General features: G+C 71.3%; 23 protein-coding genes. 11 read left to right on the forward strand and 12 right to left on the reverse strand.

The genetic code is table 11. From position 1 onward, the window contains the following. Positions 1–135: 135 nt before the first annotated feature. Positions 136–1,227 carry a sugar phosphate nucleotidyltransferase gene (locus ACIQGQ_RS11105; protein ID WP_402393507.1) on the reverse strand — a complete coding sequence of 364 codons (1,092 nt, stop codon included), beginning with the start codon at positions 1,225–1,227 and terminating at the stop codon, positions 136–138. Positions 1,228–1,329: 102 nt separating this feature from the next. Beyond that, positions 1,330–2,667, reverse strand: coding sequence for a peptidoglycan recognition protein (locus ACIQGQ_RS11110; protein WP_402393509.1), 1,338 nt, complete (start codon positions 2,665–2,667; stop codon positions 1,330–1,332). Between the two features lie 138 nt (positions 2,668–2,805). Between ACIQGQ_RS11110 and ACIQGQ_RS11115 the strand changes: the two genes are divergently transcribed. The 5 genes from ACIQGQ_RS11115 to ACIQGQ_RS11135 all read left to right on the forward strand — a co-directional run bounded on the left by ACIQGQ_RS11115 (position 2,806) and on the right by ACIQGQ_RS11135 (position 10,587). Next, positions 2,806–3,558: a TIGR03089 family protein gene (locus ACIQGQ_RS11115; RefSeq protein ID WP_402393512.1), complete on the forward strand. Its 753-nt coding sequence runs from the start codon at positions 2,806–2,808 to the stop codon at positions 3,556–3,558. A 181-nt stretch (positions 3,559–3,739) separates the two neighbouring features. Continuing rightward, positions 3,740–5,104: an LCP family protein gene (locus ACIQGQ_RS11120; RefSeq protein ID WP_402393515.1), complete on the forward strand. Its 1,365-nt coding sequence runs from the start codon at positions 3,740–3,742 to the stop codon at positions 5,102–5,104. 223 nt (positions 5,105–5,327) lie between these two features. Next, complete coding sequence (locus tag ACIQGQ_RS11125) at positions 5,328–7,154, forward strand: LCP family protein (protein ID WP_402393517.1); 1,827 nt, start codon at positions 5,328–5,330, stop codon at positions 7,152–7,154. Between the two features lie 49 nt (positions 7,155–7,203). Next, the gene (locus ACIQGQ_RS11130) at positions 7,204–8,892 is read left to right on the forward strand and encodes an LCP family protein (RefSeq protein ID WP_402393519.1); all 1,689 of its coding nucleotides are present in this window, start codon (positions 7,204–7,206) and stop codon (positions 8,890–8,892) included. Positions 8,893–9,231: 339 nt separating this feature from the next. Beyond that, positions 9,232–10,587 carry an LCP family protein gene (locus ACIQGQ_RS11135; protein ID WP_402393522.1) on the forward strand — a complete coding sequence of 452 codons (1,356 nt, stop codon included), beginning with the start codon at positions 9,232–9,234 and terminating at the stop codon, positions 10,585–10,587. Between the two features lie 16 nt (positions 10,588–10,603). On the opposite strand, the gene ACIQGQ_RS11140 is transcribed toward ACIQGQ_RS11135, so the two are convergent. Beyond that, positions 10,604–11,152 carry an acyl-CoA thioesterase gene (locus ACIQGQ_RS11140; protein ID WP_366299277.1) on the reverse strand — a complete coding sequence of 183 codons (549 nt, stop codon included), beginning with the start codon at positions 11,150–11,152 and terminating at the stop codon, positions 10,604–10,606. Between the two features lie 120 nt (positions 11,153–11,272). Between ACIQGQ_RS11140 and ACIQGQ_RS11145 the strand changes: the two genes are divergently transcribed. After that, entirely contained in the window at positions 11,273–12,589 is a 1,317-nt protein-coding gene (locus ACIQGQ_RS11145) for an LCP family protein (protein WP_402393524.1), read from the forward strand. A 398-nt stretch (positions 12,590–12,987) separates the two neighbouring features. Next, entirely contained in the window at positions 12,988–13,350 is a 363-nt protein-coding gene (locus tag ACIQGQ_RS11150; protein WP_402393526.1) for an SH3 domain-containing protein, read from the forward strand. Between the two features lie 98 nt (positions 13,351–13,448). Here ACIQGQ_RS11150 and ACIQGQ_RS11155 read toward each other — a convergent pair whose 3' ends face one another. Continuing rightward, on the reverse strand, positions 13,449–14,459 hold the full coding sequence (locus tag ACIQGQ_RS11155; protein ID WP_402393529.1) for a DUF5954 family protein: 1,011 nt from the start codon (positions 14,457–14,459) through the stop codon (positions 13,449–13,451). Between the two features lie 132 nt (positions 14,460–14,591). Between ACIQGQ_RS11155 and ACIQGQ_RS11160 the strand changes: the two genes are divergently transcribed. Continuing rightward, complete coding sequence (locus tag ACIQGQ_RS11160) at positions 14,592–15,359, forward strand: SMI1/KNR4 family protein (RefSeq protein WP_402393532.1); 768 nt, start codon at positions 14,592–14,594, stop codon at positions 15,357–15,359. Between the two features lie 77 nt (positions 15,360–15,436). Here ACIQGQ_RS11160 and ACIQGQ_RS11165 read toward each other — a convergent pair whose 3' ends face one another. Beyond that, complete coding sequence (locus ACIQGQ_RS11165; RefSeq protein WP_402393534.1) at positions 15,437–16,051, reverse strand: GNAT family N-acetyltransferase; 615 nt, start codon at positions 16,049–16,051, stop codon at positions 15,437–15,439. Between the two features lie 148 nt (positions 16,052–16,199). Then, a complete protein-coding gene (locus tag ACIQGQ_RS11170; RefSeq protein ID WP_402394783.1) occupies positions 16,200–17,357 on the reverse strand; it encodes an acyl-CoA dehydrogenase in 1,158 nt (385 codons plus the stop codon). Between the two features lie 206 nt (positions 17,358–17,563). Here ACIQGQ_RS11170 and ACIQGQ_RS11175 point away from each other — a divergent pair, with 206 nt between their 5' ends. Then, complete coding sequence (locus tag ACIQGQ_RS11175) at positions 17,564–18,907, forward strand: UDP-glucose dehydrogenase family protein (protein WP_402393536.1); 1,344 nt, start codon at positions 17,564–17,566, stop codon at positions 18,905–18,907. A gap of 43 nt (positions 18,908–18,950) precedes the next feature. Here the strand turns inward: ACIQGQ_RS11175 and ACIQGQ_RS11180 are convergent, their stop codons facing one another. Then, a complete protein-coding gene (locus ACIQGQ_RS11180; RefSeq protein WP_402393538.1) occupies positions 18,951–19,460 on the reverse strand; it encodes a CGNR zinc finger domain-containing protein in 510 nt (169 codons plus the stop codon). A gap of 109 nt (positions 19,461–19,569) precedes the next feature. On the opposite strand from ACIQGQ_RS11180, the gene ACIQGQ_RS11185 reads away from it, so the two are divergent. Then, positions 19,570–19,932, forward strand: coding sequence for a VOC family protein (locus tag ACIQGQ_RS11185; protein ID WP_402393541.1), 363 nt, complete (start codon positions 19,570–19,572; stop codon positions 19,930–19,932). Between the two features lie 34 nt (positions 19,933–19,966). Here ACIQGQ_RS11185 and ACIQGQ_RS11190 read toward each other — a convergent pair whose 3' ends face one another. The 3 genes from ACIQGQ_RS11190 to ACIQGQ_RS11200 are packed head-to-tail and all read right to left on the reverse strand — an operon-like array spanning position 19,967 to position 22,854. After that, a complete protein-coding gene (locus ACIQGQ_RS11190) occupies positions 19,967–21,154 on the reverse strand; it encodes a dipeptidase (RefSeq protein ID WP_402393543.1) in 1,188 nt (395 codons plus the stop codon). Between the two features lie 21 nt (positions 21,155–21,175). Further along, entirely contained in the window at positions 21,176–21,706 is a 531-nt protein-coding gene (gene purE / locus ACIQGQ_RS11195) for a 5-(carboxyamino)imidazole ribonucleotide mutase (RefSeq protein WP_352277006.1), read from the reverse strand. Then, the gene (locus ACIQGQ_RS11200) at positions 21,703–22,854 is read right to left on the reverse strand and encodes a 5-(carboxyamino)imidazole ribonucleotide synthase (RefSeq protein WP_402393546.1); all 1,152 of its coding nucleotides are present in this window, start codon (positions 22,852–22,854) and stop codon (positions 21,703–21,705) included. The genes purE and ACIQGQ_RS11200 overlap by 4 nt, the downstream gene beginning before the upstream one ends. A gap of 139 nt (positions 22,855–22,993) precedes the next feature. Here ACIQGQ_RS11200 and ACIQGQ_RS11205 point away from each other — a divergent pair, with 139 nt between their 5' ends. Beyond that, entirely contained in the window at positions 22,994–23,488 is a 495-nt protein-coding gene (locus tag ACIQGQ_RS11205; RefSeq protein ID WP_366299290.1) for a GtrA family protein, read from the forward strand. Between the two features lie 10 nt (positions 23,489–23,498). Here ACIQGQ_RS11205 and ACIQGQ_RS11210 read toward each other — a convergent pair whose 3' ends face one another. Both ACIQGQ_RS11210 and ACIQGQ_RS11215 read right to left on the reverse strand, forming a co-directional pair. Continuing rightward, positions 23,499–24,764 carry an ATP-binding protein gene (locus ACIQGQ_RS11210; RefSeq protein WP_402393550.1) on the reverse strand — a complete coding sequence of 422 codons (1,266 nt, stop codon included), beginning with the start codon at positions 24,762–24,764 and terminating at the stop codon, positions 23,499–23,501. 64 nt (positions 24,765–24,828) lie between these two features. Next, positions 24,829–25,506, reverse strand: a complete 678-nt coding sequence (locus ACIQGQ_RS11215; RefSeq protein WP_352277000.1) for a response regulator transcription factor — start codon at positions 25,504–25,506, stop codon at positions 24,829–24,831. Between the last annotated feature and the right edge of the window lie 373 nt (positions 25,507–25,879).

A 25,879-nucleotide genomic window follows, 5' to 3' on the forward strand; every position in this document is an offset into this window, starting at 1 on the left:
GTCCTCGGTGGTCGGTTCTCGGCGGCCCGGTCGTCGGTTTCGGCCGCGGGCTCTCGGCGGCCGGCTCCCCGGCCGGGTCGTCGGTTTCGGGGCTTGCCCGTCGAGGGTAAGCCCGGCGCGGCCCTTTGTCCGTTCCTACTGGTCCGAGGAGAAGCGCACCGCCCCGTCCGGGATGACCGCCCCGCACCAGACGCGGATGCCGTCGCGCAGCTCGTTGTCGGCGCCGATCCGGGCCCCGTCCCCGACGACCGCGCCGCTGAGCACCGTCCGCCCGCCGATCCGGGCACCGGCCCCGACCAGCGAGTCCTCGATCACGGCGCCGGGTCCGACGACCGCGCCGGCCAGGATCGCCGAGCCGTCGATCCGGGCCCCCGCGCCGACCAGGGCGCCCTCCCCGATCACCGAGCCGCCGCCGATCTTGGCGTCGGGGGCGACGGAGGCGGCCGGCAGGACGAGCCGGTCGCCGCACCGGCCCGGGACGGCCGGGGACGGGGCGCGCCCCAGGACCAGGTCGGCGGAGCCGCGGACGAATGCCTGCGGGGTGCCGAGGTCCAGCCAGTACGTGGAGTCGACCATGCCCTGGAGGTGGGCCCCGGCGGTGAGCAGTCCGGGGAAGGTCTCCCGTTCGACGGAGACCGGGCGGCCGGCCGGGACGGTGTCGATGACCGAGCGCCGGAAGACGTACGCCCCGGCGTTGATCTGGTCGGTGACGATCTGTTCGGGGGTCTCGGGCTTCTCCAGGAACGCGGTGACCCGGCCGTCGTCGTCCGTCGGGACGAGGCCGAAGGCGCGCGGGTCCTCGACCCGGGTGAGGTGGAGGGAGACGTCGGCCCCGGAGGCGGTGTGGGTGGCGGCCAGCGCCCGGATGTCCAGGCCGGTGAGGATGTCGCCGTTGAAGACGAGCACCGGTTCGTCCGGGGCGGCGGTCAGCCGGGACGCGGCGTTGCGTATCGCGCCGCCGGTGCCGAGCGGTTCGAGCTCGGTGACGTACTCGATGTGGAGGCCGAGTCCGGAGCCGTCGCCGAAGTACGGCTCGAAGACCTCCGCCAGGTACGACGTCGCGAGCACGATGTGCTCGACCCCGGCGGCGCGGGCGCGCGCCAGCTGGTGCGAGAGGAAGGGCACGCCCGCCGCCGGGACCATGGGTTTGGGCGTGTGCACCGTGAGCGGGCGCAGCCGGGTCCCCTTCCCGCCGACCAGGAGGATCGCTTCTTTTGCCTCTGTCACCGCGCTGACTCTGCTTCCTGCTGGGGCCCCGGCCGGGATTTCGGCTGGCCAGTGTATGCAGCGCGGTCCGGTGGCGGCCCCGGGCGGTCGCGGCGGCCCGGGTCAGCGGCCCTGCATCTGGGCCGAACTGCTCCGGGCCGAGCCGAGCTTGCTGTAGAGGCGGGCGCCCGGGCATTCGGTCAGATAGCCGTCCCGGTGGCCGGAGATGACGTTGAGGCTGACCTTCGCCCCCTTCTTGTACTTGTTGCTGCCGCCGGAGACGAGGGTGACCTTGCCCTTCGGGTTGGCGCCGAACAGGCCGAGCTTCCAGGCGGTGAGCTTCGCGACGGCGTTGACGGCGGCGGACGGCGGGGTGGAGTCGGTGAAGGTGCCGAGCACCGCGATGCCCATGGTGTTGCTGTTGAAGCCGAGGGTGTGTGCCCCGAGCACGGCCTTGGTCACTCCTCCGGCCCGTCCTTCGTAGATGTTTCCGCACTTGTCGACGGCGAAGTTGTAGCCGATGTCGCGCCAGCCGCTGCTCTTGACGTGGTAGCGGTAGATGCCGCGCAGTACGGCGGGGGCCTGGGCGCAGGTGTAGTTGTTGCCGGTGGCGCTGTGGTGGATGAAGGCGGCCTTGACGGTGCTGGTGTAGACGAAGGTCCGTTCCCGGAGCTTCTCGTCGGCGCCCCAGCCCTTGCGGGTGATGATGCCGGGGCGGGGTCCGATGTACGGGCGGGCGCCCCGGGCGAGACCGGCCTCCGCCTCGCCCAGCGCCTCGGAGGCGGCCTTGTTCAGGGCGGGGAGCATGCCGCCCGGCACGTTCCGCGCCGCCGGACCGGACTGCCCGGTGCGTCCGGCCGTCGCCGTACCGCTTCCGGGGGACTTCGGGTCCTTGCCGGGGTCGACGAGTTCGAGGTGCAGCCCGCCGGGCAGCGGTGTGGCGGTGCCGGTGCGGTCCTGCGGGTCCGGCGCCTCGGGGCGTACCCGGACCGACACGGCGTCCGAGTCGCCGACCCAGAGCGGGGCGGTGGAGCCCCGGACGCCGCGGGACTCGCGTTCGGCGGTGCCGGGGTCGGCGGAGTGTTCGGCGTTGTGCGTCTCCAGGTCCTGCCAGCGCGACCAGGTGCCGGTGCCGGTGGCACGGGTGCGGACCTGGACGGTGCCGTGGAGTTCGGCGTCCGCGTCGTTCCAGACGACGCCGAGCATGGAGAAGGGGTGGACCTCGCGGTCGAGCAGGCCCTGTTCGGGGGTGGTGGTCCGGTGGTCGACCCGGTCGGACGGCAGCGGCAGGGCCCGCAGCGCCAGGGACTGGGTGGAGCCCGGCACATCGACGGATCCGGCCGGCGCCGCGGAGGCGGTGCGGGGAGCGGGGGCGGGGGCGGCGCCCGCGGGCACGGCCGACGGAAGGGCGAGAACGGCCGCGCAGGCGACGCCGATCGAGGATGCAAGGAAGGCACGCATGCGAACAATCCTGGCCATACTCCGGCAAGTCCGGCTACCCGGACAGGGGCCCGTACCTGACGGTCCCTCGGTTCCGACGGCGGCCGGGACGGTCGTTTCCGCCCTTGGGGGCACCCCCCGCCGCGTACGCTTGCGCGGATGAACGCCACCGACCGCACCCCTGCCGACCTGCTGCGTTCCGCGCTCGCCGCGGATCCGGCCCGCCCCCTGGTCACCTTCTACGACGACGCCACCGGCGAACGCGTCGAACTGTCCGTGGCCACCTTCGCCAATTGGGTGGCCAAGACCGCCAATCTCCTCCAGGGCGACCTGGCCGCCGAGCCCGGTGACCGGCTCGCGCTGCTGCTGCCCGCTCACTGGCAGACCGCGGTCTGGCTGCTCGCCTGTTCCTCGGTCGGGGTGGTCGCCGAGGTCGGGGGCGATCCGGCCGGCGCCGACCTCGTCGTCAGCGGGCCGGACGGGCTGGAGGCGGCGCGCGCCTGCTCCGGCGAGCGGGTCGCCCTGGCGCTCCGTCCGCTGGGCGGCCGGTTCCCGCAGCCGCCCGAGGGGTTCGCGGACTACGCGGTCGAGGTGCCCGGCCAGGGCGACCGCTTCGCCCCGTTCGCCCCGGTGGACCCGGACGGCCCGGCGCTGGTGGTGGACGGTACGGAGCTGACGTCCGCACAGCTGGTGGCGCGGGCCCGCGAGGAGGCGGCGGCGCTGGGCCTGTCCGCCGGATCGCGGCTGCTCACGGGCGGTTCGTACGATTCCTGGGCGGGTCTGGCCGCGGGGCTGTACGCGCCGTTGGCCGCCGGGGGGTCCGTCATCCTCTGCCGCCATCTGGACCGGCTGGACGCGGACGGGCTGGCGAAGCGCGTGGCGAGCGAACGGGCCACCGCCACCGCGGTATGACAAACACCCCCGGCCGCCACTCGTCCGGCCCACACCGGGTCGAGTCCCGGTGGCTGTGCGTCAACTCCGGTACATGATCGGCGCTACGGGCCATCGGGGGCACAACCAAGCGTGAAGTTCATCCGTCTACTTGTGCGACCGGCGGCCCGAGGTGCCGCCGAACGTGAAGGATGGACGCAACGTGAGCGAAAGCGCCGGGCCGCCGGACGAACCGGCGGCGGGCGGGGGCGCGCCGCACCCCGGACACGACGCCGGAAGCGGATCCGCGGACACCCCGGGGGCCGATTCCGGGAGAGCCCCCACCGACAGCTCCGGGAACGGCTCCCCGGACGACCCCGGGGCCGCCCCGGGAAACGGCTCGCCGGAGAGCGGCCCCGGCCCCATCCCCGTCACCGCCGTCGCCGCGCCCCGCCCCCGCCGCCACTGGCTGCGCTGGACCGCGCTGGGCGCCTCGTTCGTCGTCCTGGTCGCGGCGGGCGTCGGCTGCTGGCTGTACCGGAAGCTCGACGGCAACATCCGGACCGACACCTCGGTCGCCGCCGAGCTCAAGGTGTACGAGCGGGAGCGGCCCGTGCCGGTGGTGCGGGACGCGGAGAACATCCTGCTCATCGGCTCGGACAGCCGGGCCGGCGAGAACCGCGCGTACGGCCGGGACGACGGCGGCAGCCAGCGCTCGGACACCACGATCCTGCTGCACCTGGCGGCGGACCGGAAGAGCACCACCGCGATGTCCCTGCCGCGGGACCTGATGGTGGACATCCCGGCCTGCCACCAGGCGGACGGCACCACGACCAGGGCGATGTTCGCCCAGTTCAACTGGGCTTTCGAGCGGGGCGGCGCGGCCTGCACGATCCGTACGGTCGAGAAGCTGACCGGCATCCGGATAGACCACCACATGATCGTCGACTTCAACGGCTTCAAGGACATGGTCGACGCGGTCGACGGCGTCCAGGTCTGCCTCAAGAAGCCGGTGGACGACGCCGACGCCCATCTGAAGCTCCCCGCCGGGCGCCAGACGCTCGACGGCGAGCAGGCGCTGGGCTACGTACGGGCCCGCAAGTCGATCGGCAACGGCAGCGACACCGAGCGGATGGACCGCCAGCAGCAGTTCCTGGGCGCGCTGGTGAGCAAGGTCCAGAGCGACGGCGTCCTGCTCAACCCGACCCGCCTCTACCCGGTGCTGGACGCCGCCACCAAGGCGCTGACCACCGACCCGGGGCTGGACAACCTCAAGGACCTGTACGACCTGGTGCGCGGCCTGCGCGACGTACCGACCGACAAGGTGCAGTTCCTGACCGTGCCCCGGCAGCCGTACGTTGCCGACCGAAACCGGGACGAACTCGTACAGCCCGCCGCAGGACGGCTCTTCAAGCGGCTGCGCGCGGACAAGCCGGTCACGGTCGTCCCGGCGGACCAGCTCGCGGATGACAACGGGAAGAACACCGGGAAAAACAATGCCGCGGCCGATACTCCGGATGCTTCCGGCCCCACTCCGACGCCCACGTATTCGGGCAACAACGCGGCGGCGGACCTGTGCGAGCAGTAAAGCAATTCCCAAACGGAAGCCGGTGATCGGCGTGTAATGAGCAGTATGACCAGTTGTAAGGAGCGTGGAATTTGTCACGCACGTCGCTCGACGTCGAATCGGGCGGATAGTGTGACGCGATCCGGTGCTGCCGGCCGTCTGGCCGCGCACTTCTGGAGCGAAAGATCGAGCGCCTGATCGGGGGAGGCGCCTCGCGTGGCACCGACGGAGGACACAAGCAACCGTGGATGCGCAAAGCCGTGGGCGGGCGGACGGAATCGACCCCGCAGACCAGTGGGTACTCAACCCGAACACTGGCGATTACGAGCTGCGACTGAATAATTCCGGAGGGGATTCGGGCGACTCCGCCCGGACTTCCGGCCCACGTGTCCCCCACAGCAGAGGCCCGGTCCAGGACAGAGAAGGCGGGCGGCGGGGCGGGGGCGACCGCCGCGCCCCGGCCGGCGACGGCGAGGACGACTCCGCGGGCCGCGAGGGCCGCCGGGGCGCCCCGGGCCGCGAGGTGCCCGGCCAGCGCCGCCGCTCCGCCAACGGGACGCGCAGCACGGAGGGTTCCGCCCCCGAGGCCGCGGGGTCCCGGCGCGCCCGCAAGTCCCGCAAGGCGCCCAAGGCGCGGCGCAAGAAGGCGCTGATGTGGACGGGCGGTGTGACGGCCTTCGTGCTCGTCGGGCTGTCGGTGGGCGGCTACGCGCTCTACCAGCACTTCAACGGCAACCTGAACACGGTCGACGTGGGCGGGTCCGGCAACAAGAACGTCTTCGACAACGACGCCCCGATCAACATACTCGTCGTCGGTACGGACAAGCGGACCGGCAAGGGCAACGCGGGCTACGGCGACAAGGGCAGCGTGGGCCACGCCGACACCAACATCCTCTTCCACGTCTCCGAGGACCGCACCAACGCGACGGCGCTGAGCATCCCGCGCGACCTGATCACCGACATCCCCGACTGCAAGGTCAAGCAGGAGGACGGCTCGGAGAAGCTGGTCCCGGGCTCCCAGGGCGTGCGGTTCAACGAGAGCCTCGGCCAGAAGGGCCGGGGGGCGGGCTGCACCATGGACACCGTCAAGGCGATAACCGGTATAAAGGTCGACCACTTCATGATGGTCGACTTCAACGCGGTGAAGGAGCTGTCCACAGCGGTCGGCGGGGTCGAGATCTGCCTGGGGAAGGCGGTCAACGACCCGGACTCCCATCTGAACCTGCCGGCCGGTGAGCACCGCATCCAGGGCGAGGACGCCCTGGCGTTCGTCCGGACCCGGCACAGCTTCGGCAACCGGGGCGACCTGGACCGCATCCAGGTCCAGCAGCAGTTCATCGCGTCGATGATCCGGCAGATCCAGTCGGACGACACCCTGACCAGCCCGACCAAGCTGTACAAGCTGGCGGACGCGGTGGTCAACGCGCTCACCGTGGACTCGGGCATCGGTTCGGTGAAGAAGCTGTCCTCGCTGGCCCAGGAGATCAGCAAGGTCAACACCAAGAACATCACCTTCACCACCGTGCCGGTGCTCGACAACCCGGCGGAGAAGGTCAAGGCGACCGTCGTGCTCAACCCGCCCAAGGCGGACGCGCTGTTCGCCATGATGCGCGACGACACCTCGCTCACCGAGGTGAAGTCGAAGAAGAAGGCCGCGAAGAACAAGCAGGAAAAGCTCCTCAAGGGAACCAAGGCGGCCGCGGCCGACGTCCGCGTCGACGTGTACAACGGCGGCGAGGTACCCGGAGGGGCGCAGGCGACGGTCACCTGGCTCCAGAACGAGCAGGGCGTCCTCAAGTCCACGAACAAGTCCAACGCCCCGTCGAAGATCGAGAAGACGACGTTGGAGTACGCCCCCAACCAGGCGGACCAGGCCCGGGCGCTGGCCGCCATGATGGGCCTGCCCGGCTCGGCCATGAAGCCGGGCACCGAGGACGCCGAAGGGCTCCAGGCGATGGTCCTGACCCTCGGGAAGGACTTCAAGGCGGCGGGCACGCCCATCACCGGTCCGGCCAAGGTGCCGGACGACATCCAGCAAGCCAACGCCGACAAGGCAGTGTGCGCCAAGTGACACCGGGTCACCGCGCTGAACCACGAATCTGAGCATCAGGGGGGTCCCGGTGGGACGGAGCAGCACGCCCGGAGAGGGGACGCGACCACGCGTCCGTCGCGCCGAACAACTCGGCTGGGACGACGGGTTGTACGAGGACGGGTCGGAGCGGGGGACGGGCTCCGGCGACGGGGAGCGGCGGACGGCCGGCGCGGACGGGGCGGACGGCGGCCACCGGCGCGGCGGCGGCCGCAAACGGCGCGGCAGGAGCGGCAAGCGCAAGGTGCTGCGCTGGAGCGCCTCCGTCCTGGCGCTGCTCATACTGGGCGGCGCGGGGGCCGGATACCTCTACTACGAACACCTCAACAACAGCATCAAGAAGGCCGATCTGACCCTCGGCGACAAGAAGATGGCCGATCACAAGGCCAACTCCGCCGGTCAGACCCCGCTGAACATCCTGCTCCTGGGCTCGGACGCGCGGGACGACAAGGAGAACCAGAAGCTCGGCGGGGCCAAGGACACCTTCGGGGCGCCGCCCCTGGCCGATGTGCAGATGCTGCTCCACCTCTCCGCCGACCGGTCCAACATGTCGGTGATCAGCATGCCGCGCGACACCATGCTGAAGATCCCCAAGTGCACCGACCCGGAGACGAAGAAGGTCTACCCCGCCAGCACGGGCCTCACGATGACCAACGAGACGCTGATGCGCGGCGGTCCGGGCTGCTCGGTCGCCACCTGGTACGAGCTGACCGGCATCACCATCGACCACTTCATGATGATCGACTTCTCCGGAGTGGTCTCGATGGCCGACGCCATCGGCGGCGTCCCGGTCTGCGTCAAGCAGAACGTCTACTCGCACACCAGCGCGGGCAAGGGCTCCGGGCTCAAGTTGCGGAAGGGCACCACGAAGATCAAGGGCAAGCAGGCCCTCCAGTGGCTGCGCACCCGCTACGGCTTCGAGGACGGCACCGACCTCGGCCGCACCCACGCCCAGCACATGTACATGAACTCGATGGTCCGCGAGCTGCGCAAGGGCACCAAGCTCACCGACCCGGGCAAGCTGATGGACCTGGCGGACGCGGCGATCAACGCGCTGACGGTCGACAAGGGCCTCGACACGGTCAAGAAGCTGTACGACCTCGCGGAGGAGCTGAAGAAGGCTCCCACCGACCGCATCACCATGACGACGATGCCGAACGTCTACGGGACGGGGAACCTGAAGGACCGGGTGCTGCCGATGGCCGGTGACGCCGAGCGGCTCTTCCAGATGGTCCGCGACGACGTCCCGCTCGACGGCAAGGCCTCCAAGAAGAAAAAGAAGGCCCCGGTCGCCGAGAAGCCCACCTCGACCCCGGCCGAGACGCCGGTGACCATCCGCAACGGCACCCGTACCGAGACCGAGTACCCGGTCAAGGGCCGGGCGACGGCGGTCCAGGGGCTGCTGGCCGGAAAGGGCTTCACCCAGTCCTCGCTCGACACCGCGAACACCGAGGCGTCGGTTCGGACCACGGTGGCCTATCCCAGCGTGGACATGAAGGGCAACGCCCAGGCGGTCGCCAAGGCGCTCGGCCTCCCGCTGAGCGCGGTGAAGAAGTCGACCGACGTCTCCGGCATCACGCTGACCGTGGGCGCGGACTGGCGGGAGGACGGGGTGTACAAGGCGCCCCCCGCCGAGGAGAAGACCCCGGACACCGCGCGGGCGCTCAACGGCAGTGACGAGTCGGCCTGCATGGACATCCAGCCGGGCTTCACCTGGTAGCCACCCGGTCACCCGCCCGCGAAGCGCCGAAGGGGCCCTCCGGAACACCGGAGGGCCCCTTCGGCCGTTCCGACGGCGCTACCGAGGGGAACCCCCGTCCGGAACCGGCATCCGGCCGCAGCGTTACCGCGAACGGGGGACACCGGCGCGTCCCACTGGGCGGTATGGCGGATAAAAGATCATATTGGCCTACCGTACGGACGGTCCCGCTCCCTCGCACCCCGGAGGTCCCCCGTGCCCGTACCGCACCGCTCCCTGGGCCCGTCGAGCTCCCGCGGGGTTCCGCCGCGCCCGCGGTCCAGAAGACAGGACGAGCGGCCGCGCTGGGGCGCGCGGCTGGTGACCGGGCTCTCGGTGCTGGTCCTCGGGGCCGGCGGGGTCGGCCACGCGGTGGTCTCCGGACTGGACACCGGGATCGACCGGGTCGACCCGTTCAAGGACATGAAGAACCGGCCGAGCGCGGGCGTCGGCACCAATCTGCTGCTCGTCGGCACCGACGGCCGCGACCGGATCACCCCGCAGGAGAAGCGGCGGTACCGGCTGGGCGGCGCGCCCTGCCACTGCACCGACACGGTCATGCTGGTCCATCTGTCGGCCGACAAGAAGCGCGCCAGCGTCGTCTCACTGCCCCGGGACAGCTACGCCGAGGTCCCCGAGCACCGCGCCCCGGACACCGGCGCACCGCACCCCGCCCGCCCGATGAAGCTGAACGCGGCCTACGCCGAGGGCGGCCCGAACCTGACCGTGCGGACCGTCGAGAACATGACGGGCATCAAGATCGACCACTACCTGGAGGTCGACTTCACCAGCTTCATGCGGACGGTCGACACCCTGGGCGGGGTACGGATCTGCACGCCCCGGCCGCTGAAGGACACGTACACCGGCCTGGACCTGGCCGCCGGCCCGCACGACCTGAACGGCGGGCAGGCCCTCCAGTACGTACGCTCCCGGCACATCGACGGCGCCGCCGACCTGGGCCGGATGCAGCGCCAGCAGAAGTTCCTCGCCTCCCTGATCGAGCGGGCGACCGGCAGCGGGGTGCTGCTGAACCCGGTGAAGCTCCGGGACGTCGTCTCCACGGTGCTGGGCTCGGTCCGGGCCGACGGGGGGTTCGGGGCGGAGCAGATGCTGGAGCTGGGCCGGGCGATGCAGGGCTTCTCGCCCTCGTCGTCGGAGTTCACCTCCGTACCGGTGGGGAACCCCTCGCACCCGGTCGAGGGCATCGGCTCGACGGTCACCTGGGACCCGGTGAAGTCCAAGAAGCTCTTCCGGGCGCTGCGCGAGGACGAGCCCCTCGCCCCCGCGCGCCCCGCCGGCCCGCGGGCGCTGCCAGTCGACGTGGACCCGAAGCTGATCCGGATCCAGGTCTACAACGGGACGCCGAGGGACGGCCTCGGGCAGAAGGCCGACGACGCGCTGCGCGCCACCGGCTTCGACACCACCCGCGCCCCGCTGAACGGGGACGCGCACGACCTGGAGCACACCCTGGTCACGTACGACCCGCGCTGGGACCGGTCCGCGAAGTCTCTGGCGGTGGCGCTGCCGGGGGCGCGGCTGCACCCGGTGAAGGGGCAGGGGCCCACGATCCGGGTGACGGCCGGGACGGACTTCGGCGAGGTGCGCCGGGTGCGGGCCGAGGACCCGGAGAGCGGCCCGTACGGCGCCGTCACGGGCGACCAGGTGGTCTGCCCGTGACGGAACGGCCGAGGCCTCAGTCCTCGATCCCGTCCGCGGCGCGCTTCTCCCGCAGTTCCCTGATCGCGCGGCGGCGGGCGAGCCGGTGGGTGCGCCGGATCTGCGCCTCCTGGTAGCGCCGCCGGTCGCGCTCCGTCTCGGGGATCACCTGCGGTACGGGGCGCGGCCTGCCGTCCGCGTCGACCGCGGCGAAGACCAGGTAGGCGCTGCCGACCTGCTGGGCGGGGGTGGATTCGTTCCAGCGCTCGGCCATGACCCGGACGCCGACCTCCATCGAGGAGCGGCCCGTCCAGTTCACCTGGGCGCGGACGTGGACCAGGTCGCCGACGCGGACCGGCTCCAGGAAGACCATCTCGTCCATGGAGGCCGTCACGGCGGGACCGCCGGAGTGCCGTCCGGCCACGGCGCCCGCCGCGTCGTCGACGAGCTTCATGATCACGCCGCCGTGCACCGTGCCCAGCAGGTTGGTGTCGTTGCCGGTCATGATGTGGCTGAGGGTGGTCCGGGAGGCGGCGGTGGGCTTGCCCGGGATGTCGCCCTCCGGGTGCGGGGCCTGATCTGTCATACAGTCCACCTTATGCGGGGCGCTTCGGCCGGGTCGCAATGCATCAGCTTCGCAACAGCCCCGGTCCGATTTCCCGCTCCCCCTGTAAGAGGGGCGCCTCGGGCCTGCACACTGGTCCGTATGAACGATTGGCCCGAGGGATGGTCCGACGACAACCGCGGCGGTAACCGCTACGGGCAGGGCAGCGCCGGCGAGCGGCCCGAGGGTGCCCGCGTGATGCGGCACGTTCAGCGCCCCGCCGCCCCGCCCCAGCAGCGGCCGGCCCCGCCGCGCCCGGCCGCGCCGCCCCGGCAGCGCCGGGCGGAGCCGTCCCCGTACGGCGGCCCCGACGAGAACACCGGGTACGACAGCGGTTACAGCACGGGCCAGGTCTACGGCGGTGGCGGCCGGGACGGCGGCCACGGCGGCGGACCGGGCGGCCGGGACGGCGGCGGTCACACCCCGCAGGGCCGTTCGGCGCCGGACTGGCGCCGCCGGATCAAGATAGGCGCGCTCTCCCTGGTGATCGTGGTCCTCGCGGTCTCCATAGGCACCTACTTCTGGGCCGATTCCAAGCTCAGGCGCGAGGTGGACCTCTCCAAGGTCATCGAACGGCCGGAGAGCGGCAAGGGCACCAACTACCTGATCGTCGGTTCCGACAGCCGCGAGGGCATGACGTCCGACGACAAGAAGCGGCTGCACACCGGCTCCGCGGCGGGCAAGCGGACCGACTCGATGATGATCCTGCACGACGGGGCGAACGGGCCGACGCTCGTCTCCCTGCCGCGCGACTCGAACGTCGAGATCCCCTCGTTCAAGGGTTCCGAGTCCGGCAAGCTCTACCCGGCCCGTGGCCGCTTCACCAAGCTGAACGCCGCGTACGCCATGGACGGCCCCGAACTCCTCGTCCGCACGGTCGAGTTCAACACCGGGCTGCACATCGACCACTACGTCGAGATCGGCTTCGGCGGCTTCGCCAAGATCGTGGACGCGATCGGCGGGGTGGAGCTGGACATCCCCAAGGCGTTCAAGGACAAGAAGTCCGGCGCCGACTTCCAGGCGGGCAAGCAGACGCTGAACGGCGAGCAGTCGCTGGCCTTCGTCCGCACCCGGTACGCCTTCGCCGAGGCCGACCTGGCCCGTACGAAGAACCAGCAGAAGTTCCTCGCGGCGCTGGCGAGCCAGACGGCGACGCCGTCCACGATCCTCAACCCGTTCAAGCTGTACCCGACGATGGGCGCCGGGCTGGACACCCTGATCGTGGACAAGGACATGTCGCTCTGGTCCCTGGGCAAGATGTTCTTCGCCATGAAGGGCGTCACGGGCGGCGACGGAAAGTCGATGAACATGCCGGTCGCGGGCTTCAGCAACGGAAACGTGGACTGGGACAAGCCCAAGGTCAAGCAGCTGGTGGACCAGCTGAAGAACGACGAGACGGTCACCGTCTCCGGCCGCTGACGACGACCGGGCAACCGGGCAAGGGCCCGGGCGGCTCCTGGAACCCCAGGAGCCGCCCGGGCCCTTGCGCTTGTCCACTCCCCTTGGCACATGCCGGACACTCCTGCCTGAAACCTCCACCTTCCAGCCATCCGGTTTCGGGCCCGGCCACCCATACAGGCACCGGCGTTTGGCTGAAATGCACGCGATTCAAGTCAATGATTCACCAAGCGTTCACCACGTCGTGCAGCACATGGCCCCGGCCATAGAAAAGTTGTGCACATTCACGTCGCGTTCGACGCCCGAAAACCAGGTGTCCGATACGCACCTGCCAGAAAGCTGTGGGCCGAACATAGTTTCTGCCTGTACCTGGAAGCGCGCCCCACCGGCAGGTCGGGTGCACGACGAACAGGAAGAACGTGAAGAGAACGAAGCTCTGGACCTCGCTGGCCCTTCCGTTCCTGGTCGCCTCGGCGGCCATCGTCTCCGCCCCGGCCGCGGGCGCGGCCACCACCGGCGCAAGCGCGTGCACGCACCCGGCGTGGTCCAACAAGGACGCCGGCTACGGATACGTGTCCGGCAGTTCCGCGCCGCTGCGCACCGGCCCGAGCGCCGACTGCCCCACCACCGCCACCGTCTACTCGGCCAGGCTCTACTACCACTGCTACGTGGTGAACTCCGCGGGCAACACCTGGACCCACGCGCGGATCGACGGCACGCAGATCAACGGCTGGATCTACGACGGCAACCTGAGCAACTCCGGGGCGCTCAAGGCCTGCTGACCCGGGCCGCCGACCCCGCACCGCTCCGAGGCGCCGTTCCCCCTCCCGGGGAGCGGCGCCTCCGTCTTCACGCCGGCCCCGGTCCCGGCCCGCGCCGCCTATGACTCGGGGGTGATGTTGCCCCACTCGTCCATCACGGGGTGCATCCGCATGGGGTCGTGGATCTCGACGTCCGACTTCCGCGGGCCCTCCGGACCGGCGGGGCCGATCCGCATCATCCGTTCGACCCGGACGATCTCGAAGCGCCGCCCGCGCACCTCCATTTCGTTGGGGCGCCGCCGCTTGCTGAACGCCTCGGCGGCCCGGGCGTAGATGACCGCCTCGTCCTCGTCGATCTGCTTGAACATCGGCAGGAACTTCGTCAGGTGGTAGACCAGCGAGCGCCGCGCGTCCTGCGGGGTGGGGTGCTGGGACGACACCAGCGACCAGGAGTGCTCCTTGCGCTCCATCACCCGGAAGGCGACCGGCAGCAGCACCAGCCCGGGGTGGGTCCGCAGCGCACGCCGCGAGTCCGCCAGCACGTCGGCCGGGAAGCGCTGGGAGGTGTACGCGAGCGGCACGAGGCCCATCCGGTCGAGCCCCTCGGTCAGCCCCACCGCCGCCGCGTGGTCGATGACGAAACCCTTGGTGGTCGAGGGCGAATCCAGATCGAGGTCCCAGCCGTCCGTGTCGACGTCGGTGGCCCGGGGCGGCTCCATGCGGCCCCCACCGATCCGGGCGAACTCGTCTGCGCGCACGATCCGGTAGCGGGTGTCGCCCACGGTCAGGTCGTTGACCCGCTCGGTCTCCAGTCGGCGGACCGCGTCGAGCAGGGCACGCCGCTCACGGGGATCGTCCGTCTCGTCCCTGGCCTTGAACCAGAGGTGGCTGTTCAACTCGTCGCGGACGTCCTGCGGGTAGCCGGACTCCATGTCGGTGATCAGCCGCCACCGCGGCCGCTCGCCCCGGCGCTGCTCGGCGACGCCGAAGAGCGGGCCCCGGATGACGACGTTCGAGTACGTCCGGGACGAGGCGAACGCGTCCGCCTCGGTGACCATGGACACCGGGTCCTCCCGGCGCTGCACATTGATGACGAGGTGATCCGGCAGTGCCTGATGGTGATCGTTCATGCACCCAGTGTGCCGATCACGTGACCGGAGGGTGCGCGGATTCCCTGAAAGCGCCCCGGAGCGCGGGGAGTCGGGGCAGAGTGCGCTGCCGTCGGCGGGCCCCTGTCAGTGGTGCTCCCTATAGTCACGCCCATGACGCAGGAACAGCCGCCCCCGCCCCCGGAGTCCGCCCCGGCCCCGGAACCCGCCCCGGACCCCGCCCCCGATCTGGCCCTGGACCTGGAGGCGTTGACCGCGGCGGCCGGCGTGCGGCCCGACCGGCGGGCGGCGTGGCGCTTCGTCCGCGCCTTCGCCCGCGACTGGAGCCCCCGCCCGCTCACCGCGGCCGACGGCCGCACCCCCGCCGAACTCGACGCGGCCGCGGAGCGGCTCGGCCTCCCCCTGCCCGCCGCCCTGCGCGAGGCCCACCACCTCCTCGGCCTGCGACCCGATCTGACGAACAACCAGGACACCTTGCTCGCCCCGGAGGACCTCTACCTGGACGGGGACCGGGGCGTGCTGGTCTTCCGCGTCGAGAACCAGTCCTGCGCCTACTGGGGCATACGCGTCGCGGACCTCGGCCAGGAGGACCCGCCCGTGGTGTTCCGCCTCGACGTCCCCGGGCCCACCGCCGACGACTGGATCGCCTGGCTGGACCGGCTGAGCGTCGCGCTCGTCGAAGTCGTCCTGTCCGAGGCGCTGTACGCCGACGAGGACCTGATGGGCTGGCTGGACCCCGAGGACATCCCCCCGGCCTTCCGCCGCCTCCCGCTCCCGGAGTACCCGACCGCCCAGCGGCCGGGCTCACGCTGGTTCGCGCACGACGGGATCATCATCCGCGACGACCACGGAACCGCCCTCCTCCGGGCCCGCACCGAGGAGGACCTGGACCGCTTCGACGGTGAGTACGACGGCATCTGACCGGGCGGGAGGAGGGGTGCTCGCACGAACGTGACAGAGGGCGGGGAAGTGTCACGTCCGCGGGGGCGGTACGGGGTTCAGCGCGCGGACACCGGCTCCGCCGGCGGCCGCCACTCCCGCCTGAGCAGCCCGTAGACCCATGAGTCGGACACCTCGCCGTTGACGACGCAGTCCTCCCGCAGCGTCCCTTCACGGACGAACCCGAGCTTCTCCAGCACCCGGGCGGACGCCGCGTTGCGGGTATCGGCCTCGGCCTGGACGCGGTTGAGGTCCAGCGTGTCGAACGCCCACCGCAGCAGGGTGCCGGCGGCCTCGGTCGCGTAGCCGTGGCCCCACGCCGCTTCGCCGTAGCAGTAGCCGAGCGACGCGCTGCGGTAGTCCGGATTCCACCCGAACAGGCCGCACCAGCCGAGGAACGCCCCGTCGGAGGCACGGTCCACGGCGAGCCGCACCCCGGTGCCCTCCCGCGCCATCCGCCGACAGGTCTCGACGAACCTCCCGGCACGCTCGCGTTCGCTCCACGGCGGTGAGTCCCAGTACCGCAGCACATGGGCGCTGCTGTGCAGCGCGAAGAGCCCGTCCGCATCCGCGTCCTCGAAGGCGCGCAGCCGGAGGCGGCCGGTGCGCAACGAAGGGGCGGGCAGCGCCGTCGTCATGTTCCCTCCCCGGACGGTGACCGGTCCATCAGCCATCCGGCGCAGACTACCGGCGCCCGCCCGCGCCGTCGCCCCGAATAAGGAACGCCCCCACCGTTCGGCGGGGGCGTTCCTCGTGCGATCCGAGCGGTCGGAGCGGGGTGCGGACGGAGGCCCGGTTCCGCCCGGACGCCACGAGACCCCGCTACGGCAGGTTGCGCGCCATGACGATGCGCTGGACCTGGTTCGTACCCTCATAAATCTGGGTGATCTTGGCGTCGCGCATCATGCGCTCCACCGGGTAGTCGCGGGTGTAGCCGTAGCCGCCGAGGAGCTGGACCGCGTCCGTGGTGACCTCCATCGCGACGTCGGAGGCGAAGCACTTGGCGGCGGCGCCGAAGAAGGTCAGGTCGGCGTCGACGCGCTCGGACTTGGCGGCGGCGGAGTAGGTGAGCTGGCGGGCCGCCTCCAGCTTCATGGCCATGTCGGCGAGCATGAACTGGATGCCCTGGAAATCGGCGATCGGCTTGCCGAACTGCTTGCGCTCCTGGACGTAGCCCTTGGCGTAGTCGAGGGCGCCCTGGGCGATGCCGAGGGCCTGGGCCGCGATGGTGATGCGGGTGTGGTCCAGGGTCTTCATCGCGGTGGCGAAGCCGGTGCCCTCCTCGCCGATCATGCGGTCGGCGGGGATGCGGACGTTGTCGAAGTAGACCTCGCGGGTCGGCGAGCCCTTGATGCCGAGCTTCTTCTCCGGGGCGCCGAAGGAGACGCCCTCGTCCGACTTCTCGACGACGAAGGCGGAGATGCCCTTGGAGCGCTTGGTCGGGTCGGTGACGGCCATGACCGTGTAGTACTCGGAGACGCCCGCGTTGGTGATCCAGCGCTTCACGCCGTTGAGGACCCAGAAGTCGCCGTCGCGCACGGCCCGGGTCTTCATGCCGGCCGCGTCCGAACCCGCGTCGGGCTCGGAGAGGCAGTACGAGAACATCCCGTCGCCCTTGGCGAGCGGGCCCAGGTACTTCTTCTTCAGGGCCTCCGAGCCGGAGAGGATCACCGGGAGGGAGCCGAGCTTGTTCACGGCCGGGATGAGGGAGGAGGAGGCGCAGGCGCGGGCCACCTCCTCGATGACGATGACCGTGGCGAGGGCGTCGGCGCCCGCGCCGCCGTACTCCTCCGGTACGTGGACCGCGTGCAGGTCCGCCGCGGTCAGGGCGTCGAGCGCCTCCTGCGGGAAGCGCGCCTCCTCGTCGACCGCTGCCGCATGCGGGGCGATCTTCGCCTCGGCAAGCGCACGCACCGTCTCCCGGAGCATCTCGTGCTCCTCGGCCGGACGGTACAGGTCGAAATCGGTCGAACCCGCCAAGACGCTCACTCCCCATACGCTAACTACCGTTAAGTAACTCAATTTTAGGGCGCCGCGCCCGCGATGGCCTACGCAAAGGCCGCGTGAGCTTCATGACAGGGGTCCAAAAGGGCGGCGCGACCGTACGGGCGGCCGGAATCCGGGCCTTCGCAAGCCGGACTATGCTCGTTCACCGCACGTCTGTCCGCATCTTCCAGGAGCACTTCATGGCCCTCAGGATCACTGTGATCGGCACCGGCTACCTCGGCGCCACCCATGCCGCGGCCATGGCGGAGCTGGGGTTCGACGTGCTCGGCCTCGATGTCGTGCCCGAGAAGATCGAGACGCTGAGCGCCGGCCGGGGTCCGATGTACGAACCGGGTCTGGACGAGCTGCTGCACAAGCACGTCGCGGGCATCGAGGGCTCCACCGGGCGGCTGCGGTTCACCACCTCCTGGGAGGAGGTGGCCGAGTTCGGCGATGTGCACTTCGTCTGCGTGAACACTCCGCAGCGGCACGGCGAGTACGCCTGCGACATGAGCTACGTCGACTCCGCGTTCGAGTCGCTGGCCCCGCACCTGACCCGGCCCACCCTGGTCGTCGGGAAGTCGACCGTCCCGGTGGGCTCGGCGGCCCGGCTGGCCGGGCGGCTGGCGGAGCTGGCCCCGGCGGGCGCCGACGCGGAGCTGGCCTGGAACCCGGAGTTCCTGCGCGAGGGCTTCGCCGTGCAGGACACCCTGCACCCGGACCGGATCGTCGTCGGTGTACGGAGCGAGCGGGCCGAGAAGCTGCTGCGCGAGACGTACGCGACGCCCGTCTCCGAGGGCGCGCCGTTCGTGGTGACGGACTTCCCGACCTCCGAGCTGGTGAAGACGGCGGCCAACTCCTTCCTGGCCACGAAGATCTCGTTCATCAACGCCATGGCGGAGGTCTGCGAGGCCACCGACGGCGACGTGGTGAAGCTGGCCGAGGCGATCGGCCACGACGAGCGGATCGGCTCGAAGTTCCTGCGGGCCGGGATCGGCTTCGGCGGCGGCTGCCTGCCGAAGGACATCCGGGCGTTCATGGCGCGCGCCGGTGAGCTGGGCGTGGACCAGGCGCTGACCTTCCTCCGGGAGGTCGACTCGGTCAACATGCGGCGCCGCGGCCACATGGTGGAGCTGGCCCGGGAGGCCGTGGGCGGCGACTCGTTCCTCGGCAAGCGGGTGGCGGTGCTGGGCGCGACGTTCAAGCCGGACTCGGACGACGTACGGGACTCGCCGGCGCTGAACGTGGCGGGGCAGATCCAGTTGCAGGGCGGCCAGGTCACCGTCTTCGACCCCAAGGGCATGGACAACGCCCGGCGCCTCTTCCCGACCCTGGCGTACGCGGAGACGGCGCTGGACGCGGTGCGCGGCGCCGATGTGGTGCTGCACCTGACGGAGTGGCGGGAGTTCCGCGAGCTGGACCCGGCGGAGCTCGGCGAGGCCGTGGCGCACCGGATCGTCCTGGACGGGCGGAACGCGCTCGACGGCGAGCGGTGGCGCGCGGCCGGCTGGACGTTCCGGGCCATGGGGCGGCCGACGGCCTGATCCGGGCCGTTCCCCACAGCTCTGCCGGGCGGAGGGCCCGGCCTCAGCCGCGCTTCGCGCGGTAGGTGCGCATCTTGGCGCGGGAGCCGCACACCGCCATCGAGCACCAGCGGCGGCGCCCCGCCGGGCTGCGGTCGTAGTACGCCCACCGGCAGTCGTCGGCCTCGCACGCCTTGAGCCGGGCCCAGGTGCCGTCGGCCGCCGCCGCGGCGATGGCCGAGGCGACCCGGGCGGTCAGCCCGGCCGGTTCGGCGACGGGGCGCAGCGCGGCGGCGCCGGCCGCGTCCACGGTGACCCTTAGCGGCGCCCCGGCGAGCAGCCGGTCCAGCGGGGAACCGGCGCCCTGGGGCGGGCGGTGGCCCGCGTGGGCCAGACAGGCGGTACGGAGCGCCTCGCGCAGGACGCGGGCGTCCGGGACCTCGGCCTCGGTGAGGCCGAAGGCGGCGCGGCCGTCCGCCGTGTCGAGCGTGTCCGCGCCCGTCTCGACGTCCAGGGTGTTGACCAGGGACTCGATCAGCGCCAGCGGGCCGGGCGCGGCGTCCTTCTCACTCATGTTCCTTCTCAATCATGTTGCGACGTTACCTCTGGTGCGGCAGCATGCAGTAACGGTTACCGGTTAAGCCGATTTACCGGTAACACCGTTTCCGAGGGAGGGCTGTGTCATGGCTGTGGCCGCACTGGGTTCCGTTGTTCTGGACTGTCCGGATCCGATCGCGCTCGCCAGGTTCTACGCGGGGCTGCTGGGCGGGGAGATCGTGCCCGGCGGGGAGGACTGGGTGGAGCTGACCGGGGCCGGCTCCACGGTGATCGCCTTCCAGGCCGCGCCCGGCTTCGTACCGCCCGAGTGGCCGCGCCCGGACGCCTCGCAGCAGGCCCATCTGGACCTGACCGTGGCGGATCTGGACGCGGCGGAGAAGGAGGCGCTGGCGCTGGGCGCGACCGTGCTGGACGCGGCGGACCGGGAGCGGACCTTCCGGGTGTACGCGGATCCGGCGGGGCACCCGTTCTGCCTCTGCGCCTGCTAGAGAAGCGGGGCGCCCGGTGGGGCGCCCCGTCCGTTCAGCGGTCGAGCTGCTCGATCGTGGCGTGCGAGGGGCCGCGGCGGGTGCGCAGGTCGCGGGCGACGTCCTCCGCGTCGCGCAGCACCCGTACGGCATTGCGCCAGGTGAGCTTGGCGAGGTCGTCGGCGGACCAGCCGCGGCGGAGCAGCTCCGCGATCAGGTTCGGGTATCCGGCGACGTCCCGCAGGCCGTCGGGGAGGAAGGCGGTGCCGTCGTAGTCGCCGCCGATGCCGATGTGGTCGATGCCGGCGACCTCGCGCATGTGGTCGAGGTGGTCGGCGATGGTCGCCACGGTGGCCGCCGGGCGCGGGTTGGCCGCCTCGAAGGCCGCGTGGATCTCCATGGCCCGCGCGGTGGTGTCGAGGTGGTGCAGCCCGTGGGCGCGGAGGTTCTCGTCGGCGGCCAGCGTCCAGGCGACGGCCGCCGGCAGGACGAACTTCGGGACGAAGGTGGCCATGGCGATGCCCCCGTTGCCGGGGAGCCGGCCGAGGACGTCGTCGGGGATGTTGCGCGGGTGGTCGCAGACGGCGCGCGAGGAGGAGTGCGAGAAGATCACCGGCGCGACGGAGGTGTCCAGCGCGTCGCGCATCGTGGAGGCCGCCACGTGGGAGAGGTCGACCAGCATGCCGGTGCGGTTCATCTCGCGGACGACCTCGTGGCCGAAGGGCGAGAGGCCGCCGACGCCCGGTTCGTCGGTCGCCGAGTCCGCCCACGCGATGTTGTCGTTGTGGGTGAGCGTCATGTAGCGGACGCCCAGCGCGTGCAGGCCGCGCAGGGTGCCCAGCGAGTTGTTGATGGAGTGGCCGCCCTCGGCGCCCATCAGGGAGGCGATGCGGCCCTCGGCGCGGGCCGCCTCCATGTCGTCGGCGGTCAGCGCGCGCCGCAGGTCGGCGGGGTACCGGGCGAGCAGCTCGGTGACGACGTCGATCTGTTCCAGGGTGGCGCTGACGGCCTCGTCGCCCGCCATGTCGGTCCGTACGTAGACCGACCAGAACTGGGCGCCGACGCCGCCGGCGCGCAGCCGGGGGATGTCGGTGTGCAGATGGGCGGACTGGTCGTCGGCGATGTCGCGGGCGTCGAGGTCGTAGCCGACCTGTTCGCGCAGCGCCCACGGCAGGTCGTTGTGTCCGTCGACGACGGGGTACTCGGCGAGGAGTTCCCTCGCCCGCTCCACGTGCTGCTCCACCGGTCCTCCCCTCGCTCGCGTCTACTTGCCGAAGCCGAAGGCGTCGGCGCCCTTGACCTTGTTGCGCAGGCGCTTGCCCTTCTCCGTCGCCTGGTCGTTCAGCTCCTGCTGGAACTCCCGCATCCGGGCCAGCAGCTCGCCGTCGTGGGCGGCGAGGATGCGGGCGGCGAGCAGGCCGGCGTTGCGCGCGCCGCCGACCGAGACGGTCGCGACCGGCACCCCGGCGGGCATCTGCACGATGGAGAGCAGGCTGTCCATGCCGTCCAGGTACTTCAGCGGGACCGGCACACCGATGACCGGCAGCGGGGTGACGGAGGCGAGCATGCCCGGCAGGTGGGCGGCGCCGCCCGCGCCCGCGATGATCGCCTTGAGGCCGCGGTCCGCCGCGTGCTCGCCGTACGCGATCATCTCGTGCGGCATGCGGTGGGCGGAGACGACGTCGACCTCGTAGCGGATCTCGAACTCGTCGAGGGCCTTGGCCGCCGCCTCCATGACGGGCCAGTCGGAGTCCGAGCCCATGACGATGCCGACGAGCGGCGCGGGGGAGGTCATTCGGTGATCGTTCCTCGCAGGTAGTCGGCCGCGTGGCGGGCGCGCTCGCGCACGTCCGCCAGCTCGTCGCCGTAGGTGTTGACGTGTCCGACCTTGCGGCCGGGCTTCACGTCCTTTCCGTACATGTGGATCTTGAGCCGCGGGTCGCGGGCCATGCAGTGCAGGTAGCCCTGGTACATGTCCGGGTAGTCGCCGCCGAGGACGTTGCACATGACCGTCCAGGGGGCACGCGGGCGGGGGTCGCCCAGCGGCAGGTCGAGCACGGCGCGGACGTGGTTGGCGAACTGCGAGGTGACCGCGCCGTCCTGCGTCCAGTGGCCGGAGTTGTGCGGGCGCATGGCCAGCTCGTTGACGAGGATGCCGGGCTTCCCGTCGGGTCCGCGGGTCTCGAAGAGCTCCACCGCGAGGTGACCGACGACACCCAGCTCGGCGGCGATCCGCAGGGCCAGCTGCTGGGCCTCGCCGGCCAGGGTCTCGTCCAGATCGGGTGCGGGGGCGATGACCGTGTCGCAGACGCCGTCGACCTGGATGGACTCGACGACCGGGTAGGCGACGGCCTGGCCGTGCGGCGAGCGGACGATGTTGGCCGCCAGCTCCCGTACGAAGTCGACCTTCTCCTCCGCGAGGACCGCGACGCCGGCCCGGAAGGGCTCGGCCGCGTCGGCCTCGGAGCGGACCACCCAGACGCCCTTGCCGTCGTAGCCGCCGCGGACCGTCTTGAGGATCACGGGGAAGCCGCCGGCCTCCTCGGCGAAGGCGGCCACGTCGGCCGGGTCCTCCACGATGCGGTGGCGGGGGCAGGGCGCGCCGATCTCGGTGAGCTTCGCGCGCATCACCCCCTTGTCCTGGGCGTGCACCAGCGCGTCGGGGCCGGGGCGCACGGGGATGCCGTCCGCCTCCAGGGCCCGCAGGTGCTCGGTGGGCACGTGCTCGTGATCGAAGGTGATCACGTCGCAGCCGCGCGCGAAGGCGCGCAGCGTGTCCAGGTCGCGATAGTCGCCCACGACGACTTCGCTCACCACCTGGGCCGCCGAGTCCTGGGGGGTGTCACTGAGGAGCTTGAACTTGATGCCGAGGGGGATGCCCGCCTCGTGGGTCATACGGGCGAGCTGACCGCCACCGACCATGCCGACTACCGGGAACGTCACTCCTCCAGGGTATCCGCCGCCTCCACGGGCTCCGGACGACACCCTCCGTCCCCCTTCCGGACAGGCTCTAGCATGACCGGGTTGACGGAGTCGACGCATGTACACGGCAGGCACACGACGGACGGGCTGAGCGATCACCATGGGCGAGCGGGGCGGACTGCGGGCGCGGCTGGAGCTACTGGCCCGGGAGGTCGCCAAGTTCGGCGTGGTCGGAGGGGTCGGCCTGGTGGTCAACATCGTGGTGTCCAACCTGCTCTGGCGCTACACCCCGATCCCCACGGTGCGGGCCGGTCTGCTGGCCACCTTCGTCGCGATCCTCGGCAACTACATCGGCTTCCGCTACTGGACGTACCGGGACCGCGACAAGAGCGGCCGGACCCGGGAGCTGACGCTGTTCCTGCTGTTCAGCGCGGTGGGAGCGGTCATCGAGACCGGTGTGCTGTACGTGGCGACGTACGGCTTCGGGTGGGACACCCCGGTCCAGAGCAATGTCTTCAAGGTCCTCGGGATCGGCATAGCGACCCTGTTCCGTTTCTGGTCCTACCGGACGTGGGTCTTCAAGGCCCTGCCCGCCGCGGCCGCCGTGGAGGTGCCCGCCGAGGAGTCCGCGGCGGCGCCCGCCGCGCGCCGGTAGGTACGGGGGCTCAGCGCACCGGGCGCTCCGGCTCCTGCCGGTTCAGGGCGGTCCGGCTGAGGAAGAGGGCGAAGACCGCGGGCTTCGGCTGGAGCAGTTCGAGGCGGCCGCCGTCCGCCTCGGCCAGGTCCCGGGCCACGGCGAGGCCGATTCCGGTGGAGTTGCGGCCGCTGATCGTCCGCTCGAAGATGCGGGCGCCCAGGTCGGCGGGGACGCCGGGGCCCTCGTCGGTGACCTCGATGACCGCCTGGTTGCCGGTGACCCGGGTGCGCAGGGCGACCGTGCCGCCGCCGTGCATGAGGGAGTTCTCGATCAGGGCGGCCAGCACCTGGGCGACGGCGCCCGGGGTGCCGACGGCCTGGAGCCCCTGCTTGCCGGAGCGGACGATGGCGCGGCCCGCGCTGCGGTAGGCGGGGCGCCACTCCTCGATCTGCTGCTTGACGACCTCGTCGAGGTCGAAGACGACGGCGGAGCCGGTACGGGGGTCGCGGGCGTTGGTGAGCAGCCGCTCGACGACGTCGGTGAGGCGCTCGACCTGGGTGAGGGCGATGTTCGCCTCTTCCTTGACCGTCTCCGGGTCGTCGGTGACCGAGATCTCCTCGATCCGCATGGAGAGCGCGGTGAGCGGGGTGCGGAGCTGGTGCGAGGCGTCGGCGGCGAGGCGGCGCTCGGCGGTCAGCATCCGGGCGATCCGTTCGGCGGAGGAGTCCAGGACGTCGGCGACCCGGTCCAGCTCCGGTACCCCGTACCGCTTGTGGCGCGGGCGGGGGTCGCCCGAGCCGAGCCGCTCGGCGGTCTCGGCCAGGTCGGTCAGCGGCGAGGTGAGCCGGTTGGCCTGGCGTACGGCCAGGAGCACGGCGGACACGATGGCCAGGAGCGCCACCGCACCGATGATCAGCAGTGTGCGGCCGACCTCACGGGTGACCGCCGAGCTGGACTCCTCGACGGTGACCTTCTCGCCGCGCTCCCCCACGGCCGTGCTGCTGATCACATTGCCGGACGGCTGCTCGCCGAGCTCGATGGGAGCCCGGCCGGGGATCTTGACCAGGGCGTAGCGCTTGTGGTCGATCTGCTGGGAGAGGAGTGCCGAGGTGACCTTCTCGTCCTCCAGGATCCGGCTCTCGACGACGCTGATCAGCCGCAGTGCCTCGGAGTCGACGCTCTCCTGGGCACTGTTGCTGATGGTGCGGGTCTCGACGATGACGAGGGAGACGCCGAAGACGCCGATCACCACGAGCACCACGGCGAGCGTGGAGTTGATCAGTCTGCGGCGCATGGGTGCTGGGTGCTTCCGTCCTCGACGTTTCCGTCCTCGGTGTTCGCCCCTGGGGCGTCGGGCGTCAGCTCTTCTCGAAGCGGAAGCCGACACCGCGCACGGTCGCGATGTAGCGGGGGTTGGCGGCGTCGTCGCCGAGCTTCTTGCGGAGCCAGGAGATGTGCATGTCGAGGGTCTTGGTCGACGACCACCAGGTGGTGTCCCAGACCTCGCGCATGAGCTGGTCGCGGGTGACGACCCGGCCGGCGTCGCGGACCAGGACCCGCAGCAGGTCGAACTCCTTGGCGGTGAGCTGGAGTTCCTCCTCGCCCATCCAGGCGCGGTGCGACTCGACGTCGATCCGGACGCCGTGCGTGGCGGGCTGCGGCGCGGGCTCGGCGGCACCGCGCCGGAGCAGGGCCCGGACGCGGGCGAGCAGTTCGGCGAGGCGGAAGGGCTTGGTGACGTAGTCGTCGGCGCCGGCGTCGAGACCGACGACGGTGTCGACCTCGTCGGCCCGGGCGGTCAGTACCAGGATCGGTACGGCGTGTCCCTCGGCCCGGAGCCTGCGGGCCACTTCCAGTCCGTCCATCCCGGGGAGCCCCAGGTCGAGCACGACCAGGTCGATTCCGCCCTGGAGGCCGGCGTCGAGCGCGGTCGGTCCGTCCTCGCGGACCTCGACCTCGTATCCCTCCCGGCGGAGGGCGCGGGCCAGTGGCTCCGAGATGGATGCGTCGTCCTCGGCGAGCAGTACACGGGTCATGGACTGATGGTAGTCCGCGCGGGGTCCCTGCCGGGAGGTGATCCGGAAGCCCTGCGGGTCTACTCACCAGATGGGTCGACACCTTCGAATGTGCGAGTACGGTTCCCCCTCCACCTGTGATCCATCTCTCAAGTCCTTTCATATCGGGCTCTGTCGTGCCGTATGGTTGCTTGACGCCTGTTGCACGACTCAAGGACCCTTGGGCAGCTTTTAGCGCCGAGGGTCTCTTTTGTTGACCGGCTGGTACCCGCCAGTCGCGACTTCAGTGAATGACCTGTGGCCGGGCCCGGAACGCGAGGAAGCGTGCCGGGCGTGGATCCCGGCGCGGTCGGTCCTCGTCCCTTCCGTTCCGGCTCCCCCACGGTGCCGGAGC

Source organism: Streptomyces sp. NPDC092952 (assembly GCF_044754785.1).
Lineage (GTDB): Bacteria > Actinomycetota > Actinomycetes > Streptomycetales > Streptomycetaceae > Streptomyces.